1 protein-coding gene is annotated in these 362 nt (G+C 34.5%); it reads right to left on the bottom strand.

Features of this window, described 5'->3' with window-relative positions; genetic code table 11:
* On the bottom strand, positions 1 to 147 hold a 147-nt coding region (locus tag HC175_RS20870; protein WP_209310161.1), incomplete at its 3' end, for an RsfS/YbeB/iojap family protein.
* Positions 148 to 362: the final 215 nt, after the last annotated feature.

Genomic DNA, 362 nt, shown 5'->3' with positions numbered 1-362 from the left:
AGTTCCGTTGCAGATAACAAAATAATCACAAACTGTATTTTCAATTTCCCTCAGGTCAAGAAGTTGGATGTCATTTCCTTTCACTTCCTCGATTCCCTTGATTATATGTGCAATAAGTATATCGTTGTTCGCTTCTTTTTTTGTCATTAAATTTATTTTCTTTGCGCAAAGTTATTACTTTTTAAGGTTTTAAAACCTTCGTTTTTATAACATTTAACGCCAGCATTATCTTACTCTTCTCGTATGCACCTTATCAAAGTTAATGCCATCAACTCTACTAATTCTTTTGCCAGGGAGATGTTTAGGGAGAATTCGCAAATGCCACTCACCTGTATTATAGCAAAAAAGCAATTGCAGGGCAG

Source organism: Salinimicrobium oceani, assembly GCF_012037645.1.
Note: the sequence above shows the minus strand (reverse complement) of the source record. Positions and strands in the feature narration are given on the sequence as shown.